The organism is Streptomyces tardus (assembly GCF_018101125.2).
In the GTDB taxonomy this organism is placed as follows: Bacteria; Actinomycetota; Actinomycetes; order Streptomycetales; family Streptomycetaceae; genus Streptomyces; species Streptomyces tardus.
On the sequence record NZ_JAELVF020000001.1, the window covers coordinates 860447 to 879902 of the forward strand.

10 protein-coding genes and 2 pseudogenes are annotated in these 19456 nt (G+C 72.1%); 8 read left to right on the forward strand and 4 right to left on the reverse strand.

The annotated features are described in order from the left end of the window. Position 1 precedes the first annotated feature (1 nt). Complete coding sequence (locus tag JGS22_RS26720) at positions 2-2968, forward strand: serine hydrolase (RefSeq protein ID WP_211042325.1); 2967 nt, start codon at positions 2-4, stop codon at positions 2966-2968. 174 nt (positions 2969-3142) lie between these two features. On the opposite strand, the gene JGS22_RS03760 is transcribed toward JGS22_RS26720, so the two are convergent. Further along, entirely contained in the window at positions 3143-4345 is a 1203-nt protein-coding gene (locus JGS22_RS03760) for a GDSL-type esterase/lipase family protein (protein ID WP_211042324.1), read from the reverse strand. A 143-nt stretch (positions 4346-4488) separates the two neighbouring features. Here JGS22_RS03760 and JGS22_RS03765 point away from each other — a divergent pair, with 143 nt between their 5' ends. After that, positions 4489-7068, forward strand: a complete 2580-nt coding sequence (locus JGS22_RS03765) for a bifunctional FO biosynthesis protein CofGH (protein ID WP_211042323.1) — start codon at positions 4489-4491, stop codon at positions 7066-7068. A 165-nt stretch (positions 7069-7233) separates the two neighbouring features. Here JGS22_RS03765 and JGS22_RS03770 read toward each other — a convergent pair whose 3' ends face one another. After that, entirely contained in the window at positions 7234-8184 is a 951-nt protein-coding gene (locus JGS22_RS03770; protein ID WP_211042322.1) for a hypothetical protein, read from the reverse strand. Positions 8185-8619: 435 nt separating this feature from the next. Between JGS22_RS03770 and JGS22_RS03775 the strand changes: the two genes are divergently transcribed. The 6 genes and pseudogenes from JGS22_RS03775 to JGS22_RS03800 all read left to right on the forward strand — a co-directional run bounded on the left by JGS22_RS03775 (position 8620) and on the right by JGS22_RS03800 (position 17459). After that, entirely contained in the window at positions 8620-11253 is a 2634-nt protein-coding gene (locus JGS22_RS03775; protein ID WP_236073016.1) for a HAMP domain-containing protein, read from the forward strand. Positions 11254-11259: 6 nt separating this feature from the next. Next, positions 11260-12513: pseudogene (pgsB, locus tag JGS22_RS03780) on the forward strand (poly-gamma-glutamate synthase PgsB); the annotation flags it as partial. Positions 12514-12572: 59 nt separating this feature from the next. Beyond that, the gene (locus JGS22_RS03785; RefSeq protein WP_211041997.1) at positions 12573-13055 is read left to right on the forward strand and encodes a poly-gamma-glutamate biosynthesis protein PgsC/CapC; all 483 of its coding nucleotides are present in this window, start codon (positions 12573-12575) and stop codon (positions 13053-13055) included. A 141-nt stretch (positions 13056-13196) separates the two neighbouring features. Next, positions 13197-14291, forward strand: a complete 1095-nt coding sequence (locus tag JGS22_RS03790) for an NlpC/P60 family protein (protein ID WP_211041998.1) — start codon at positions 13197-13199, stop codon at positions 14289-14291. A 184-nt stretch (positions 14292-14475) separates the two neighbouring features. Next, the gene (locus JGS22_RS03795) at positions 14476-16041 is read left to right on the forward strand and encodes an ABC transporter substrate-binding protein (RefSeq protein ID WP_308405497.1); all 1566 of its coding nucleotides are present in this window, start codon (positions 14476-14478) and stop codon (positions 16039-16041) included. 143 nt (positions 16042-16184) lie between these two features. Further along, entirely contained in the window at positions 16185-17459 is a 1275-nt protein-coding gene (locus JGS22_RS03800) for a D-alanyl-D-alanine carboxypeptidase family protein (protein ID WP_372454188.1), read from the forward strand. On the opposite strand, the gene JGS22_RS26725 is transcribed toward JGS22_RS03800, so the two are convergent. Continuing rightward, complete coding sequence (locus JGS22_RS26725) at positions 17374-18549, reverse strand: YihY/virulence factor BrkB family protein (protein ID WP_268980882.1); 1176 nt, start codon at positions 18547-18549, stop codon at positions 17374-17376. The genes JGS22_RS03800 and JGS22_RS26725 overlap by 86 nt on opposite strands. A gap of 308 nt (positions 18550-18857) precedes the next feature. Further along, positions 18858-19430, reverse strand: a pseudogene (locus JGS22_RS25920) (2'-5' RNA ligase family protein); the annotation flags it as partial. Positions 19431-19456 lie beyond the last annotated feature (26 nt).

Here is a 19456-nt window from a genome sequence, read left to right on the forward strand (position 1 = left end):
GGTGGCGGGCGAGTCCCCCGACAGGTCGAAGCAGCAGCAGTCGTCGGGGGAGACGACGCGACAGGGCGACGCGGTTCCGCCAGAACCCTCCGCCCCTCCACGACCTGCGAAATCCCCCTCGGACCCACGCACACTGCTGGGCCGGGAGAGCGACCGGAACACCGACGAGGAACGCGGGAGCACGGACTCCGACGCCGCGAAGGGCGCCGAAGCGGACTCCGGACCGGACGCGGAGCCGGCCGTTGAGCCGGACTCCGACGCTGCGGACGCCGGCGAGAGCACAAGCGCGGCGCACCCCGCAGACAGCCCGGTGGACCAGCCGACGACGGCGTTCACCTTCCGCGCCCGGGATGCCGAACGCGCGAAGGGCTCCGAGGGCTCGAACAAGCCGAAGGGCGCCGGGAACGCGAAGGGCGCAAAAGACTCGACGGAGACCAAGAGCGCGAAGAGCACGAAGAGCACGAAGAGCGCAGCGGGTTCGAAGAGTTCGAAGCCGGCCGGGAGCGCCAAGAAGGACGCTGCTGACGGCTCGTCCGACGCCGAGGGCGCGGAGAGCCCGGCGGCGCCCAAGGGATCGAAGCGCTCCACGAGCAGCAGCAGCGGCAAGAAGCCGAAGGAAACGGCGAGTTCGGGCGCGGGCTCCGGTTCCGGTGCCGGTGCGGGCTCCGGCTCCGGAACCGGCGCCAAGGCCGAGAAACCGCGGGGCGCGGACGACGACACCGCCGGTACGGGCGGTACGGCCCGCAAGCACGACGAGCGCACGACCATGCTGCGTATACCGACGTCTGCCGCATCCGCGGCAGCCTCGAAGTCCGAGGACGCGGACGCGGACGGCACCGACGCACCAGTAGCCGAGCCTGAGGAGACCGAGTCGGCCGGCGCGGCAGAGGCCTTCAACGCCCTGTCCCCCGAACCGGAAAACGAGTCCGGGTCGGGTTCCGCATCCGAGGCACCGCCCGAGGCCGAAGCGGACACCGAAGCCGAAGCGGATGCCGAGGCCGGAAGCTCGGAGAGTTCGGGAGTTGAGCCCGAACGCGCCCCCAACTCCGAGCCCGAGGTGGAGGTTGACACCCCATCGGGCGTCAAGCCCTCTGCCGGTGCGGCGGCGGAACCGAAGCCCGCAGCCAAGTCCGAGCCCGAACCCGGTTCGAAGGCAGAGCCCGGGCCGAAGTCCGAGGCCGGCGCCGAGCCCGAAGCCGACTCGGCGACCGACAGCGAAAAGGACAGCGACAGCGACGACTCCGGTACGGAGAAGCCTGCCGAGGCGGACGACGCCGAGAAGTCGGCGACCGCCGCCGCGGCGGCGAAGTCGCCTGCTCCCTCCGCGAAGTCGGAGCCCGCAGAGTCCGACGCCGCCGACACCGACGCAGCGGCGGACTCCAGCACCGACCCGGACACCGACGCAGCCCGACCGGCGGACGCCAAGCCGGGCGCCGAGCCGGGCGCCAAGCCCGGCGCCGAGCCAGACTCCGAGCCGGACGCCAAGCTCGCTTCCGAGCCCGGCACCGCCGGGTCGGCGGACGAGCCGGAGCGGGCCAGTCGCTTCGTACCGCTGCGGTCGCTCGACGAGCCGCCGCGGCCCCCGGCTCCGCCCGCGCAGCCGCCCGCACCGCCCGCCGGTGCGCCGCTGCCGTCGGCCGAGCCGCCGGAGGCCGAGCGAACCCGCCAGCAGCCACTGCCGCCCGTACCGGGGCAGCGTCCGCTGGATCTGCTGGCCCAGTTGACGAACAAGCCCGCGCCGCCCGAGACCCCGATCCGGACCCTCGTCCGCCGGGTCAAGATCTGGACTCCGCTGCTGGGCCTGCTGGTTCTCGTCGTCATAGGGGCACAGTTGCTGCGTCCGCTGCCGGACCCCGAGTTGAAGCTGACGACGCAGGCGACGCACACCTTCGACGGCGAGAAGCCGACCATCGCCTGGCCGGACCGGGGCCAGGCGGCGCTGGAGGTGGAGGGGCTCGGTTCGCTCGGCACCTCGGGCGACCAGAAACCCGTCCCGATCGCAAGTGTCGCCAAGACGATGACGGCCTATCTGCTGCTTCGCGACCACCCGATGAAGGCGGGTGCGGACGGCAAGAAGATCCCCGTCGACAAGCAGGCGGAGGACGATGCCGGGCTGAGCGCGCAGGGCGAGTCGACGGTCGACGTCAAGGAGGGCGAGACGCTCACCCAGCGGGAGGCCCTCAACGCCGTGATGATCGCCTCCGCGAACAACGTCGCGCGCCTCGTGGCCCGTTGGGACTCCGGCACGGAGAAGGCGTTCGTCGAGAAGATGAACAAGACCGCCGACGAGCTGGGGATGAAGAACACCACGTACACCGACCCCAGCGGGCTCCGCAAGGAGACGGTCAGCACTGCCCGGGACCAGGTGAAGCTCGGCAGGGCGGCGATGAAGCACGAGGCGTTCCGCGAGTCGGTGCGGCTGCCCTCGTACAAGGACCGCAACGGCAAACAGCAGAACAACTGGAACCGGCTGGTGCCCGAGTTCGGCACGGTCGGCATCAAGACCGGTACCACCACGGCAGCCGGCGGCAACCTCCTGTTCGCCGCGGAGAAGGAGATCGGCGGCACCCGGCAGCTGATCATCGGTGCGGTGCTCTCGCAGCACCAACCGCCCATCATCGACTCGGTGTTGGCCGCCGGGAAGGATCTGATCCTCTCCGCCCAGGACGCCCTGGAGTCGGAGGTCGTCCTCAAGAAGGGCGCGGTGGTCGGAGCGGTCGACGACGGGTTGGGCGGCAGGACGCCGCTGGTCGCGGCCGAGGAGGTCGCGGCCGTCGGCTGGCCGGGGCTGAAGGTCGAACTCGGTCTGGCCGAGGGCAAGAAGGGCCTTCCCCGGGAGGCGGAGGCAGGCACCGCGGTCGGCAGGGTGACGGTCGGCAGCGGGCCGGGGCAGGTGAAGGTCCCGGTGACGCTGCGCGAGGAGCTGACCGAGCCGGGTACGGGAGCACGCCTGACCCGCATCTTCTGACGGCCCCGCGGAGCAGCCCGCCGGCGTTCCGGGCGGGAGTCCGCCGGCGTTCCGGGCGACGAACTCCCTGCCGCCGTACGGGAGTTCAGGAGCACAGAACGCCGTCCGGTCCCGAACCACGGGACCGGACGGCGTTCTCGCACCGCGGCGCAGGCCCGCCCGAGCGCCGCGCGGCTACGCCTCGGCGAGCTTCCCGCCGGGGCCCAGAACCAGCTTCGCGAACCGCTCGCCCAGGTGCTCGTGGGCGGCGGCGTCGGGGTGGAGCCTGTCCGGGAGCGGCAGCCGCTCGTGGTCCTGCTCGCCGTAGAGCTCCCGCCCGTCGAGGTAGTGCAGGTGCGGGTCCTCGGCGGCTCGCTGCTCGACGATGCGGGCCAGTTCGGCGCGGATGACGTTCAGCGTGAGCTTTCCGCTCTCCACCTCGGCCGGGTCGCCGGTGGCCAGGAAGGAGAGCCGGCCCTCACCGATCGCGGTGAGGTCGGGCGCCAGCGGCCCCGGGGTGTCCTCGTGGATCGGGCACAGGATCGGCGAGACGACCAGCAGCGGGGTGTGCGGATGACCGTCGCGCACGGTGTCGAGGAAGCCGTGCACGGCCGGGCCGAAGGCACGCAGCCGCATCACGTCCTTGTTGACGATGTTGATGCCGATCTTGATGCTGATCACGTCCGCCGGTGTGTCGCGCATCGCCCTGGCGGTGTACGGGTCGAGCACGGCGTTGCCGCCGAAGCCGAGGTTGGTGAGCCGGACGCCGGCGCTGCGGGCGGCCAGCGCGGGCCAGATCGTGGCGGCGCTCGCCGCGTCGGAGCCTTGGCTGATGGAACTGCCGTGGTGCAGCCAGCGGCGCCCGCCCGGGGCGACGGGGTGGACGGGCGCGTCGGTGCGCAGCGCGACGAGGTCGGTGATCTCGTTGTAGGGCAGCCAGATCTCGACGGTCTTGGGTCCCGGCGGCAGCGTGGCGAAACGGACGGTGCCGACCGGCCCGGGGGTGAGGTCGGGCGTCCGGCCGCTCATATCGGTCAGGAGGACGTTGCCGCCCGTGGTGGTCGCCGTGTCGTGGGGTTCACCGTCGACCAGCAGGTCGTACCGGCCGTCCGGGCGCGGCGGTGCGCCCTCGTACGCCATCTTGGTGCGGACGGTGTCCAGTTCGACAGAGCTCGCCTCGGTGCCGAACACCAGTCGTACGCCCGAGGGTTGGGACTCGGCGACGCTCAGATAGCCGTCGCTCACCTGCGCCCGGGCGCGGGCGGGGAGTCGGTGGGGGCGCAGGCCCTGCGCGGTCCGCTCCAGTTCCAGGGCTCCGTGCAGATAGGTCTCGTCGGGGACTGTGCTGGTCCAGTGGCCCTGCGGCGTGGCGCCGGATGCGTCGTGCTCGTCGTTCATGGGGCACAGACTGCCAAGCCGGCGGGCGGGGCGCACTCGGGTATCCCGGGGGCGCACGCCCGGCTCACAGGCCACGGTGCCCGACTTCCGGTCGTCGCAAAGGCGTTGTTCCAGGTGGGCGGCGTGCCACGTACGCTCGAAGCATGACCTCACACGCGCAGGTACCAACCGCCAACGCGATGCGCCGCGCGCTGCGCAGGGCCAGGGACGGCGTGGCTCTGGACACCGCTGAGGCCGCGGTGCTGCTCCAGGCTAGGGGGGAGGATCTGACCGCGCTCAGCGCGGTCGCCGCCCGGGTGCGGGACGCGGGTCTGGCGGCCGTCGGCCGGCCCGGCGTGCTCACGTACTCGCGCAAGGTCTTCGTGCCGCTGACGCGGTTGTGCCGGGACCGCTGCCACTACTGCACCTTCGCCACCGTGCCGGGCAAGCTGCGCAAAGAGGGCGAGGACATGTTCCTCTCCCCCGACCGGGTGCTGGCCATCGCCCGCCAGGGCGCCGAACTCGGTTGCAAGGAAGCGCTGTTCACGCTCGGCGACCGTCCCGAGGACCGCTGGCCGCAGGCGAGGGAGTGGCTGGAGTCGCGCGGCTACGACGACACCCTCGCCTATGTGCGGGCCGTCTCGATCATGGTGCTGGAGGAGACGGGCCTGCTGCCCCATCTCAACCCCGGTGTGCTGAGCTGGTCCGACTTCCAGCGGCTGAAGCCGGTTTCGGGGTCGATGGGCATGATGCTGGAGACCACCGCGACCCGGCTGTGGTCCGAGCCGGGCGGTCCGCACCACGGCTCGCCGGACAAAGAGCCGGCGGTGCGGCTGCGGGCGATCGAGGACGCCGGCCGGTCCAACGTCCCCTTCACCACCGGCATTCTGATCGGAATCGGCGAGAGTTACGAGGAGCGGGCCGAGTCGATCTTCGCGATGCGGCGCATCCAGCGCTCGTACCAGGGTCTGCAGGAGATCATCGTGCAGAACTTCCGGGCCAAGCCGGACACCGCGATGCGGGGCATCGCGGACGCGGAGCTGACGGAGCTGGCCGCCACGATCGCGGTCGTCCGGCTGATCCTCGGTCCGGCGATGCGGGTGCAGGCGCCGCCCAATCTGGTGGGCCGCGAGTACGCGATGATGATCGGCGCAGGTATCGACGACTGGGGCGGCGTCTCGCCGCTCACTCCCGACCATGTGAACCCCGAGAGCCCGTGGCCGGTGATCGAGGATCTGGCCGAGCGCACCGCCGAGTCGGGTTTCGAGCTGCGCGAGCGGCTGACGGTCTACCCCGAGTTCCTGCGCCGCGGTGAGCCCTGGCTCGATCCCCGACTCACGCCGCACGTACGGGCGTTGGCCGACCCGGAGACCGGGCTGGCCCGGGAGGGGGTGCGCCCGAGCGGGCTGCCGTGGCAGGAGCCGGACGAGGTGTTCACCGGCGGCGGGCGCACCGAGCTGCACCGCACCATCGACACCGAGGGCCGCACCGGCGACCGCCGGGAGGACTTCGACGAGGTCTACGGCGACTGGGAGGCGCTGCGCGAGCAGGCCGCGCCGGGAATGGTGCCCGAGCGAGTGGACTCGGACGTGCGGGAGGCGCTCGGTCGCGCCGCAGACGACCCCGAACGCCTCAGCGACGCCCAGGCGTTGGCGCTGCTGCACGCGGAGGGGCCGGCCCTGGAGGCGCTCTGCCGGATCGCGGACGAGCTGCGCGCGGACACCGTCGGCGAGGACGTGACGTACGTCGTCACTCGGAACATCAACTTCACCAACGTCTGCTACACCGGCTGCCGCTTCTGCGCCTTCGCCCAGCGCCGCACCGACGCGGACGCCTACACGCTCTCGCTGGACCAGGTCGCCGACCGGGCCGCGCAGGCGTGGGAGGTGGGCGCCGTCGAGGTCTGCATGCAGGGCGGCATCCATCCGGACCTGCCGGGCACGGCGTACTTCGACATCGTGCGGGCAGTCAAGCAGCGGGTGCCGGACATCCATGTGCACGCCTTCTCGCCGATGGAGATCGTCAACGGCGCGACCCGCACCGGGATGTCGATCGAGGACTGGCTGGCGGCGGCGCGGGAGGCGGGCCTGGACTCCGTCCCGGGCACGGCGGCGGAGATCCTGGACGACGAGGTGCGCTGGGTGCTCACCAAGGGCAAGCTGCCGGCCGCCACCTGGATCGAGGTGGTCAGCGCCGCGCACCGGCTCGGCCTGCGCTCCTCCTCCACGATGATGTACGGCCACGTCGACCAACCCCGCCACTGGCTGGGCCACTTGAGGACGCTGGCGCGGGTGCAGCAGGAGACCGGCGGATTCACCGAGTTCGTCACGCTGCCGTTCATCCACACCAATGCGCCGGTCTATCTGGCCGGGATCGCCCGGCCGGGGCCCACGATGCGGGACAACCTGGCGGTGACCGCGATGGCCCGGCTGCTGCTCCATCCGCATGTGCCCAACATCCAGACGAGCTGGGTCAAGCTCGGCGCCGAGGGCGCGGCGCGGATGCTGCGTTCAGGGGCGAACGACCTGGGCGGCACCCTGATGGAGGAGACCATCTCGCGGATGGCGGGCTCCTCGTACGGCTCCTACCGCTCGGTGCGCGGGCTGGAGGAGATCGCGGAGCTGGCGGGCCGTCCGGCGGTTCCCCGCACCACGCTGTACGGCCCGGTGCCCGAGGAGCGGGTGGCCGCGGCGCGGGCGCGGGACGGGCAGTTGCCCGAGCTGCTGCCGCTGGCGGAAGAGTAAGTTCCGGTTGTTCCCGAGGTGGCCGGATGTGCACCGGAAGAGGACCGTGCGGGCGAATGTTTCCCTGTTTGCCAGAAGAAACTGACGGAACACATGCCTTCGCCGGCGCCGGACGGAGAAGTACTGGTTTGCGGTAGGTGCTGCGCTCACCGCAGAGCGCGGCACCTACCGCCACTGCTGGGCGATGCCTCCGAGAGCGGACGCGGTCCGTGACCGCAGAGCCGGGTTGCGTCGGCTGTCCCTGTTGAACTCGACGTGCACGAAGGGGACTTCGTACCGCTCGGCCACGATTCCCTGCTCGTTGGTGCGGCCCTCCAGACGGCACCTCTGCGACCAGGCGCGACAGACCGCGAACCCCTGCCGGGCCAGGTCCGCGACCAGCGACTTCGCAGCCGCCTCGCCGTGACCACCGCTCCCGGACGAGACGAGCGCGTCGAAGCCCGGAACACTGTCGTCGGCGAAACCGTGCAACTGGAGGCCGGGCAGCCCGCGCCGAACCGTCTCCCGCACGATCTGATGGAAGACCGTGTCGGTACGGTGCGCGACATCCGCCGCGTCCGTCTCGCCCGCGTCCCGGTGTGCCCCGGCGAGGATCAGGACCCCGCCGGGCGCGCCGCGCAGCACCTCCGCGCCGAGCAGTTCGGTGTCGAGGTCGGCGACCGGGTGCGGCACCTGCACCGACCAGCCCGGCGCCCCGTTCCGGTCCAGGTAGACCCTCCCCCAGCCGCGGGTGCCGCTGCCGTCCGCCTGCTCCCGCGCGTCGGCGACCTCCAGGTAACTCCGCCCGCTCTCCCGGTCCTTGAGTGCGGTGACGGCGTACCCGACCTCCCGCAGCCGCCGCTCGGCGCGCTCGCGCTCGCCGGCCAGCAGCAGCCCGACCCCGTCCGCCACCGCGCCCCGCTCGGCGCGGGTCGGCTCGTGGTGGACACGGCGTTCGGCGACACCCGCGGCGAACTCCCGCACCCGCTCCCGCAGATCGACCGTGGCGGCACTGCCGTTCAGCGCGCTGTCCGTATCGCGGGACTCCCCGGTTGTGAGGATCATCACCGCGAGTGCCGCCGCGAGCGCCACTGCGGCCGCGATCACGACGCGTACCCGCATGAGTTGTCCGTACATATCACTCAGACGGTACTTCCCTTCCACTCGACGTCCAAGGCGAAAGCGTTCGCAAATGTGATGTGGTTGTGAACCACATGTTCGGTTCACGGGGACGTCGTGCGGCAGTCACAACTGTCGAAGATCCTGTCTGCGAACACGGCGGCGAGATCCGCGCCGCCGTTCGGTCAGTTCCCTCAGTTCCGTCCGCCCCACCGGCACCGGACCACCGGCTCACCCCTTCCGACAGGCATGTCTGCACACACCGCACCCCGGCACCGGGGCCCCCACCCCCACGCCCGTGAATCGCCCGAGCACCTCCGCCCGCCCGCGGCCCCCGATCCCTCCGCGGCGCCCGACGCCACCCGACCTTCCCCGGCCGGCCCTGCCCAGAAGCCGTCCCGGACTTCGGCGCCTTCCGACGACAGAGCACCGGACGCCGAGAGGAGCCCTCCGTTGGCTGCTTCGCGACCCGAGCGGCGGCACCGGATCCGCCGACGGGCGGACATGTCCCTGCTGGGCGGCATACGCCCTCCCATAGCGGCGCTGTCGGCCCTGCTCCTGGCTCTGGCCGGCACCACCGCGTTCAGCCTCGGCTCGGTCGAGGACAAGGCGCTGCCCGAAGCCGTCCTCACCTCACAGCAGCACATCGCCGAGGACGCGGCCGTCTCGCTGCGCTCCTCGCTCGACGAGACCGTGACCGATCTGCGGCGCGTCACCGGCCACTTGAGCTCCGGGCGGCAGATCTCGGCGGACGAGGTGCTCGACGCCGTCGGCGACACCAACCAGCGGCGCCGCGGCGCCGCCGTCGTCGAACTGGGCTCCGGCCGTCTGCTGGCGGCACGCGGCGAGACCGTACCGCTGAACTCCTTCGACGCCCGTGAGCTCGCCGAGCAGGACGAGTGGCGGCCGATGCTCGTCGAACTGGCGGGCGGCGAACACCGGTTGCTCTCCTTCGGCCTGCTGGCCGTGCGCGGACAGGAGCCGAGGCTCGCCGTCACCACCAACAGCCTCCGGCTGCCGGACAGTTGTGCCGCCGGAGCCGCCGAGAGCGAGGAGAACGCCCGTACGCTCGCCGTCGTCGACGAGCACGGCGAAGTGGTGGGGCCCGCCCGAGACCGGGACACCCGCGCCGAACACCGCCGGAACGCCCAGGCGTTCGCGCCGGGGCCGCAGGACACTCAGGACACGTCCCGGGACCCCCAGGACGCCTCACAGGCCCCGCAGCGCACGTCCCCGGGACCGTCGGAGGCGGTGCCGGGGGCTTCGGCGCCGCGGACGGCACACGCACCCGGGCGGCACCACGACCCCCACGCCGTCACCGCGGTACACGCCGCAGACCGGGCGGACGGGGAGGGCCCGTCGCCGTCCGCGGAGCAACTGGCCTCCTTCTCGCGGCAGGCGGTGGAACGCACCGCGAGCCACGCGCCGGGCGAGACCGGGACGGCGGTCGGCTTCCCCGGCCCCAGCGGCCATCTGCTGGGCGAGCGGACCGACGGCGAACGGGGCGACCGCGCGGTCGCCGGCTACGCCCAGCTCACCGCCCCGCCGGACGGCCCGAAGTCGCCGGCCGGTGAACTCGGCCTGACCGTCGTCGCGATGACCGCCGTCAGCGAGACCGCTTCCGCCGGAATCGACCCGCTGTACGGGCTCTTTGCCGCGGCGGCGCTGCTCGGTGTCGGCGCACTGACGATCTGGCTGCTGGTCGGCCTGGTGCAGCGTCCGCTGCTGGGACTGTTCCTGGAGAGCCGCAGGCTCGCCCGCGGCGAACTGAACCGCCCGGTGGCCGTTGCGCGCTTCGGCGAGGCGGCCCGGGCGGGGCGGGCACTGGAACGTCTGCGCCGCCAACTCCTCGGCGAGCACGACGCAGACGGCTGCCGCGGCGAGGACGGCCGCCGGGACGCAGACGGCCGCGGCGTGGCCCGGACGCGAATGCCGCGCAGCTGCCCCGGCGCCCGAGCCCTGCTGGTGCTGTGCGGGGTGCTGATGCTCGTCTGGTGCGCGCCGCTGGCCGCCCTCGTCAACCGGGCCGACACCGACGGCGTACCGCCGCAGTTGGTCAGCGACCAGCGCGATCGCACCGGCACCGTGAGCGACCGGGTGCGCCGTGCGCTCAACGAGGGCCACTCCGATCTGGCCTCGATCGCCCGGCTGGTCGACGGTCGTGCACCGCAGAGCCGGTTGGTGCCGCTGCTGGAGCGCACCATGCACGAGCACCAGCGCTACGAGTCGCTCTACGTGCTCGACGCCCGCGGCAACACCGTGGCGCACACGGGCAGTTCGCCCAGCCACCCGGCGGGGCGGCGGCCCGCGCAGCGCGGACTGGCCGTGCTCGGCGAGGGCGGCAGGGTGCCGGTCGTCGCCGGCTACGCCCCGGTGGCCGGCGAGCGGGGCCTGACCGTGGTCGGGGAGTTCCGGATCGCCCATCTGAACGCGCTGCTGACCCAGCCGGGCCTCGGCCAGGTGAGACTGGTCGACGAGACGGAGCGGGTCATCGGCGGCAGCTCCGGCTTTGTGGCCTTCGAGCAGTTGGACGACAGCCGGCTCAGCGCGCTGATGGCCGAGTCGAGAGCCCCGAACTCGCGTGCAGGCACAGGGCGTTCCTCGGCGTACGGCGCGTCTGCGGACGCGCCGTACGCCGAGGCCCGGAACGCGGCGGCCGACCGGCTGCCCCGGCCGACCGCCGATGTCCACGGGCCGGGCGGCGACCGCCGTATCGCCGCAGCCGCTCCGGTGCTCGGCGGCGGCCCCGCCGACAATCTCGGTTGGTCCACAGTGAGTTGGCAGGCCCCGGACGGACTGGCCCTGCCCGCCTACCAGTTGGAGAACCGTACGGTGCTGGTCGGTCTGCTCGGCCTCACCGCCACGGTGGCCTGCCTGGGCTGGCTGCACATCGTGGTCGTCCGCCCGTTGCGCGAACTGGTGGGCCGCGCCGAGGCGTTGGCCGACGGCGACCGCCGCACCGTGCTCTTCCCCCGCCACCACGACGAGGTCGGCGCGATCACTCGCAGCCTGGAGATCGTCCGACAGCAGCTCCAGGAACAGCACAAGCGGGGCGGCGCGGTTGCCGTCCCGGCCGGAAGGAACTGATCGCCCGTGCTCTTCCTCTACACCGTGCTCGTGGTGTGCTGCGCGGCCCTGCTGGTCGCCGGAGTGATCGAGCAGCGCCGCCACTTCGCCAATCTCGAACACATCCCCGTCCGGGTGCTGGTCAACGGAATCCGCGGCAAGAGCTCCATCACCCGGCTGTGCGCGGGCGCGCTGCGCGGCGGGGAGCTCACCACCGTCGCCAAGACCACCGGCACCGCGGCGCGTTTCATCCATCCCGACGCCACCGAGGAGCCCGTTCACCGCAAGTTCGGCATCGCCAACGTCGTCGAGCAGATCGGGATCGTCCGCAGGGCGGCCTCCTGCGATCCGGACGCCCTCGTCATCGAGTGCATGGCGGTGATGCCCGCGCTCCAGGAGATCAACCAGAGCAAGCTCATCCGCTCCACCATCGGCGTCCTGTGCAACGTGCGCGAGGACCATCTGGAGGAGATGGGCCCCACCCTGGACGACGTGGCGCGCTCGCTGTGCCGTTCGATGCCCGAGGACGGCATCTGCGTCACAGCGGAGAAGGACCGCTTCGCGATCCTCCAGCAGGAGGCGGACGCGCGGCGCTGCCAACTCCTGTACGCCGACCCGGAGTCGGTGAGCGACGAGGAGCTGCGCGGCTTCAGCTGGTTCACCTTCAAGGAGAACGTCGCCGTCGCGCTCAAGGTCGCCGAACTGCTGGGGATCGACCGCGCCACCGCACTGCGGGGCATGTACGACGCGCCCCCGGACCCCGGCGTCCTCTCGGTCGAGCGCTACCGCACCCCCGAGGGGAAGCGGCTGCGCTTCGCCAACGTCTTCGCAGCCAACGACCCCGAGTCCACTCTGATGAACATCAACCAGCTCCTCGAACTCGGCCCGATCCAGCGGCCGTTGAGCGTGGTCGTCAACTGCCGTCCGGACCGGGTCGAGCGCAACGGGCAGATGGGCCAGCTGGTTCCCGAGCTCGCTCCCGAGTCCGTCTTCCTCATCGGCCACCCGACCAGGTCCGCCCTGGACGCCGTGCCCGCCGACTGGCGGCACCTCGTCGTCGACCTGGGCGGAGACAGGCGGGACGCCGGGGAGTTCGTGCCCGCACTGCTCGAACTGCTGCCCGACGGCGCTTCGTTGGCCTCGATCGGCAACATCCACGGGCAGGGCGAGGCGCTGCTGGAACATCTTCACGACCTCCCCTCCGACGACAGCACCCCCGACACCCCGGCCGAGAGCCCGCCCGCGCGGGACCCCTCGTCGCCCTCCGAGAGCCCGCCCGCGCGGCCCGGGCCCGGCCCGCGCCCGTACGACCATCCCCCCACCGGTCCAGGAGAACCCCGTTGATCCCCGCAGTGCTCACCCCGGAGATAGCCGCCGTCGGCATCGCTCTGGGCCTGATGTTCTCCCTGGTCTGCTACCTGACCACCAACCTCTCCCCGGGCGGCATGATCACCCCGGGCTGGCTGGCCCTCACGCTCGCCGAGGACCTCCAGCACGCGGCGATGGTCGTCGGCGTCACCGCGCTCACCTTTCTGTGCACGGTGCTCGTCCAGCGCTGGGTGATCCTGTACGGCAAGCGGCTGTTCGCCGGGGTGGTGCTGATCGGCGTCATCCTCCAGGCGACCCTCACCCTGGTGCTGCGGCACGAGTTCCCGCTGATGTTCTCCAACCAGACCCTGGGCTTCATCGTGCCGGGACTGATCGCGTACCAGCTCGTGCGCCAGCCCAGGCTCCCCACCGTCATCGCCACCGGCTCCGTGACGCTGATGACCTATGTGGTCCTGACGGCCGGAATCCTGCTCGGTGTGATGCCGACCGCCTGACGCGCGGTACGGCCACGCGCCCGCCCGCACGGACCGCACCCCCGGGCCCACTCCCGCGCACGCACACCTGCACGCACCGCACGACCACGCCGTGTCGATCCACGGACCCCACGCCCTCGGAACAGACCGGAGCGAACCCGCATGACCACCAGGATGACCGTCAAGCCGCGTCCCGTACTGCACAGCGTCACCGCGCTGGCGCTCCTCGCGGCGGGCACCTGCTTCACCCTCGAACTCCGGAAGGCGGAGGCGGGGAGCCCCCCGCCCGCCCCCGCGCTCGCCGAGAACGCCCTCGCCGCGCCGCTCGCCGCGCCCGGCGCAGCCGAGCGCGAACCCCTGGACCGCAGCTGGCAGCGGCTGCGCAACCCCGACCGTTCCGTACTGCGCGGCGCGGACGGGGAGTTGCTGGCGACGTTCACCGACGGCGCCCGTACGGCGACGCTCACCGGGCCGAGCCGCAGCTTCACCGAACCGGAGCACACCGGCGCCCGGATCGTCACCATCGACTGGGTACGGCTGCTGCCGCGGGCCTGGGAGCAGGGCGCCGAACGGGAGCGGTGGTTCACCGCCTGGCTGCGGCAGCAGCTCGGCAGCACCGAGGCCGACCTCTTCGCGTACGCCTTCCAGTACACCGCGGGCGCCGCGGTCCGGAAGGACCGCGACGGGGTCCCGTACGCGGGCGACGCCTCGTTCGGGCCGCTGCCGAAGGGCTCGCAGAACGCCTCGGACCGGCTGAAGCAGTCCGACGTCCCCGACTACCTCGGGACCCCCCACACCTTTCCGGACGGCACCACCGTCCGGCCCGACCCGCAGCGGTACCGCTCGCTGGACTGCAGCGGCTATCTGCGCACCGTCGTCGGCCACCGCGGCGGGTACCCGCTGGCCCCGGACGACGAGGCGGGCGGCGGACTGCCGCGCACCGCCGACGCGATGGCACGCTCCGGGCTCGGCGCCGAGGTCGTCCCACCGGCCCCCGGCAGCGCGGGAGGCACCGGTCGGCCCGCTTCGCTCGACACCCTCCACCCCGGGGACCTGGTCTTCTTCGAACTGAGGCGCAACGGCGGGCGTCTCGACCACGCGGGGCTCTACCTGGGCAGGGACACCGACGGGCACCAGGTCTTCATCTCCAGCCGGGCCGAGGCCGACGGCCCGACCGTCGGCGACACCGGCGGCGCCTCCCGGCTCGACGGCGAGGGCTACTACGCACAGGCGTTCCGGATGGCCAGGCGCCTGTGACCCGGTCCGCGAGGCGGCCCGCACATGGTGGCGGTGATGTGACGCATCGCGCACATCAGTCACAAGCTGGTGAATTCCCCCGCCCCCGTGTTCCGGCATCCGAACGCGTGTGCTTGGCTGACCGGCGTTCACTTGCCCGTTGCAAGGAACTGTCGTCGGGCAACTCGGCAGAAGGAGAACACCGGTGCGGGGGAAAAGGGGCCGCCGCGCCCTCTGGATCACGATGCTGTGCCTGGCCCTGCTCGTGGCAGCGGGTTTCACCGGCCGTCAACTGCTTGCGGACGGCGAGAAGTCCGATCCGATCGTGGTGGGCTCCGGCGCGTACCCGACCTCGCTCGACCCGGCCGCCGCCTACGACGACGGCTCCTGGGCGCTGTACAGCAACATCTACCAGGGCCTGTTGACCTTCTCCGCGGGCTCCGCGCGGCCGGTGCCGGACGCTGCCGAACGCTGCGGGTTCGCCGGGCAGGAGTCGAAGGTCTACCGCTGCACCCTCCGCACGGACCTGAAGTTCAGCAACGGCGACCGGCTCACCACCCACGACGTGCGGCACTCGATCGAGCGCATCACCAGGATCGAGCACGCCCAGGGCCCCGCGAAGCTTTTCGACACCCTCGACACCATCAGGACCCGCGACCAGGACATCGAGTTCCGGCTGAAGACCGAGGACGCGACGTTCCCGTTCAAACTGGCGGGTGCCGCCGGTTCCATCGTGCCCAGCGGCAGCTACCCCGAGGACGGCCTGCTCAGAGGAGACCGGGCGATCGGTTCCGGCCCCTTCGAACTGGCCGACTACCGGGCGAAGAAGCACGCCGAGCTCGTCCCGAACGACAGCTACCGGGGAGCCCAGGACAAGCCGTCGGGGCCGGTGGAGGTGCGCTGGTTCACCGAGGCCGGCGCGCTCAAGAAGGCGTGGGAGCAGCGCGAGATCGATGTCAACGACGGAGGGCTGCCGCCGGCCGAGCTGGCCGAGCTCAACCCGTCCGACCCGGACATCACCCTCACCGAGCACTCCGGCACCGACATCCAGATGACGGTGTTCAACACCCGCGAGGACTCGGCCGCCGCCGAGCGGCCGGTGCGCCAGGCGATCGCCGCGGTGCTGGACCGCCAGCGGCTGGCCCGGAAGGTGCACGTGGGCACGGTGGAGCCGCTGTACTCGCTCATCCCGCAGGGCATGACCGGCCACGGCACCCCGTTCTTCGACCGCTACCCCGAGCCCGACACCGCCGCCGCGAGGAAGCTGCTGGAGAAGGCGGACATCACCACCCCGGTCGACTTCGACCTCGCGTACAGCAAGGGGCCGACGGCGACGCGGGAAGCGACCGAGATCAAGCGGCAGTTGGAGGCCACCAAGCTGTTCGAGGTCGACGTCCGCGGCTACGAGTGGGACGACTTCCTCAAGGGCTTGTCCAAGGGCAGCTACGACGCCTACAACCTCGGCTGGGTCGCCGACTTCCCCGACCCGGACACGTACACCGGCTCGCTCGTCGCCTCGGGCAACGCGACGCACAACGGCTACAGCAGCAAGGAGATCGACAGCCTGGTGGCGGAGGTCCGACGCAAGCCCGAGCGCGACCAGACGGTGGCGGACTACCGGAAGATCCACGAGCGGATCGCCCAACAGGTGCCGATCCTGCCGCTGTGGCAGGCGAAGGACTACGTGCTCACCCGGCCCGACATCGCGGGCAGCCAGCATCTCTCCGACAACAGCGGCGTCTGGCGCCTGTGGAAACTGGAGCGGCTGTAGTGTCCGGACGGTGCTGCCGGGGCGATGCCGCCCGGCCCACCGATCCGTCGGCTGGGCTAAGACGTCGCCCGGTGGTACCAGTCCTTCACGCTGCGAGCACTCCCACGGTCCCCAACTGCCCTTGCACGCGGTACTTTCTCACCGTGCGCCAGATTCTTCATACTGTCTATCGGGTGGTCACCCGCCCCTCCCGACCAGCCGCCGTCGCCGCCGCAGCGCTACCCCTGCTGCTGGTCGGCGCGGTGCCCGCGCAGGCCGACGAGGCGGTGCCGCCCGCCGAGATGTCCATCGTCGGCGGCGAGAGACTCGGTCAACCGGGCACCCAGATCGCCCCTCGAAAGGGTGCTCCTTCGCTGCCGAAGAAGAAGCTCAGCGCCCGCGCCTGGGTGGTGGCCGACGCGGAGTCGGGCGAGATCCTCGCCGCGCACAACGCGCACTGGCGACTGGCCCCCGCCTCCACGCTGAAGATGCTCTTCGCCGACACCCTGCTGCCGAAGTTCGACAAGAAGACGAAGTACACCGTGCGCCAGGAGGATCTGGCCGGCATGGGCGCGGGCAGCAGCGCGGTCGGCGTCAAGGAGGACCACCCGTACGAGGTCGACGACTTCTGGAACGGCGTCTTCCTCGCCTCGGGCAACGACGCGGTCCACTCCCTGGTCGCCATGAACGGCGGCATGGCCAAGACCGTCCGCGAGATGAACGAGCGCGCCCACGAGCTCGGCGCGGAGGACACCCACGTCGTCAGCCCCGACGGCTACGACGCCAAGGGGCAGACCTCCTCCGCCTACGACCTCACCCTCATCGCCCGCGCCGCCATGCAGAACCCGGACTTCCGCGACTACGCCGCCACCGTGCGCGCCAAGTTCCCCGGCGAGTACGGCAAGAAGGGCAAGCGCGAGCACTTCGTCGTCGAGACCACCAACCGGCTGATGCGCGGCGACTACGGCCTCGACCCGTACGAGGGCCTGGCCGGCATCAAGAACGGCTACACCACCAACGCCGGCTACACCTTCACCGGCATCGCCCAACGCGGCGACCGCAAGCTGCTGGTGACGGTCATGAACCCGGACAAGGAGAAGAAGGGCGCCGACCGCAACGAGGTCTACCGCGAGACCGCGGCCCTCCTCGACTGGGGCTTCGAGGCCGCCGAGAAGGTGGACGCCGTCGGCGAGTTGGTGCCGCCGCGCGCCGAGCGGGAGAAGCAGGACGGGGAGCCCGGCGACGGCAAGGAGCCCCTGAACGGCGAGCAGGTCGCCACGGACGCCGACCGCGCCTCCGGGGGCGTGGGGGTCGCGATCGGCGTCACCGGCGCCTCACTGGTGGTGCTGGGCCTCACCGGCTACGTCGTTCACCGTCGCTGGCCTCTCCAGCCCGACCGCTCCGCCTCGACCGGTCAGGCGACGAGCCTGCGGGACTGACCGGGGCCGGAGCAGCAGGCGAGGCCGGGGAGGCGGTGCCCTTCCCGGCCTCCCGCACGTCCGGATCCTCCGCCGGATCCACCCCGCCCGGGCCTGCCCCGCCCGGGCCCGCGTCGCGGCGTACGTCCGACGGGGGCACGGTGCCCGCGTCGCGGCCGGCCGCTTCGACCGCCTCCATGGCCCGCGCCGCCTCCGCGGTCTCGGCGGCTTCCTCCGCCTCCGCCTCCGCGCGCTCCCTGGCCAGCTGCGGGCCGGCCGTCGCCGTCCAGGCCGTGCAGAAGAGCGTCAGCTTCGCCATCAGGCTGATCCAGATCAGCAGGGCGATCGGAATGCCGAACGCCCCGTACATGCTCTTGGCCGCGACGCCGCTGAGGTAGCCGCCGAGCAGCAGCTTCAGCAGCTCGAAGCCGACCGCGCCCAGCAGCGCCGCCCGCCAGACCGAGCCGCGCTCGGGCCGTACGCCCGGCACCTCGGTCAGGACGTAGCGCAGCAGCAACATGTCGACCAGTACGGCGGCGAGCACCGGGGTGATCCGCAGCAGCCAGGTCACCGCCGCGGACTCCACTCCCAGCAGGTCGACGGCCCAGTCCACGGCGCTGACCGCGAACGCCGAACCAACGACCGACAGCACGCCGACGAGGCCGAGCCCGACCAGCACGAGCAGGTCCTTCACCTTGCCCGCGAGAAAACCGACCTCCTCCTCGGGCAACTGCCAGACCTCGCGCAGGCACTCCCGCAGCGCCCGTACCCAGCCCAGACCGGTGAACAGCAGCAGCAGCGCCGCGACCGAACCGACGGCACCCGCGTTGTCCACGAAGCTCTGGATGTCGATCCGGTCCGAGATGCCGGGCACCTGGTCGCCCATCCACTGCTCCAGGCGTCCCATCCGGTCCTCGGTCAGCGTCGCGGCGCCCACCGCCGCCGCCAGGGCCAGCATCGGGAAGAGCGCGAGGAAGCTGGTGAAGGTCATCGCGGCGGCCAGCCGGGTCCAGTGCGTGGCCTCCAGACGCTCGTACGCGCGCCAGGGGTGGGTGCGCATCAGTCGAGCGAGATGGGGTCCGACCAGGGGAAGTCGCGTCAGCCAATCCATGGCTGAGTGTCTACCCGATTCGCCGGCTCCCAGGGGTGAGCAACCTGCGCCGACGTGCCCGCGGGCGGGCGGGGCCCGCTCGCGGGCTTCACCGGCCCGCTCTGCGCGGGGACGCCACCGTGCATGCCTTCGCTAACGACGGCGCCCTGGGCGCCCGCGCCCGGCAGCGCGCCGCGGTGGCCGTCCTCGGAGGTCTCGGTGCGACCCGCCCCCGCGGTCGGCCGGGGGCGGCGCTTGCGGCGGTCCGCCCCGCTGGCACGGTTGGCCCGCTCGACGGTGGTCAGGCCGGCGGCGGCGTCGGGCTCGTCCGGAGTGGGACCGGTGTGCACCGCTCCCCGGCTCGCGGGCGCGTCGACCGCGTCGTGGAACCGGAACTCCCGCTGGAGCCGCCAGACTCCGTCGGCGCCCTGCTCGTAGAGGGCGAAGCCGGTCGCCGTCCAGGACGCCTCGAAATCGGCCAGCTCCTCGTACGCCTTGTCCATCGCCTCCTCGGCGATGCCGTGCGCGACGGTCACGTGCGGGTGGTACGGAAAGCTCAGCTCGCGGTCGAGCGGGCCGCCGGGGCTGCGCACCTGCTCCTGGAGCCAGGCGCACGCCGAGCCGCCCTCGACAACCTGGACGAAGACGACGGGCGACATGGGACGGAAGGTGTCCGTACCGGCGAGCCGCATCGAGAAGGAACGTCCCGCCTCGGCGATCGCCGACAGATGCGCCTCGATCCGGGAGCGCCCCTCGTCGTCCACCTCGGTCGGGGGCAGCAGGGTGACGTGGGTGGGGATGCCGTGCGCCGCGGTGTCGCCGTAGCTGACCCGCCGCTCCTGCAGCAGGCTGCCGTACGGCTCGGGAACGGCGATGGACACGCCGAGCGTGTGTGTCCCCACGGTGTCTCCCTTCTCGCTCCGGGTGC

Coding starts and splice junctions, on each gene's coding strand:
- JGS22_RS03760 (WP_211042324.1), bottom strand. CDS start 4,345: ATGAACGACGAGCACGACGCATCCGGCGCCACGCCGCAGGGCCACTGG.
- JGS22_RS03765 (WP_211042323.1), top strand. CDS start 4,489: ATGACCTCACACGCGCAGGTACCAACCGCCAACGCGATGCGCCGCGCG.
- JGS22_RS03770 (WP_211042322.1), bottom strand. CDS start 8,184: ATGTACGGACAACTCATGCGGGTACGCGTCGTGATCGCGGCCGCAGTG.
- JGS22_RS03790 (WP_211041998.1), top strand. CDS start 13,197: ATGACCACCAGGATGACCGTCAAGCCGCGTCCCGTACTGCACAGCGTC.
- JGS22_RS26725 (WP_268980882.1), bottom strand. CDS start 18,549: ATGGATTGGCTGACGCGACTTCCCCTGGTCGGACCCCATCTCGCTCGA.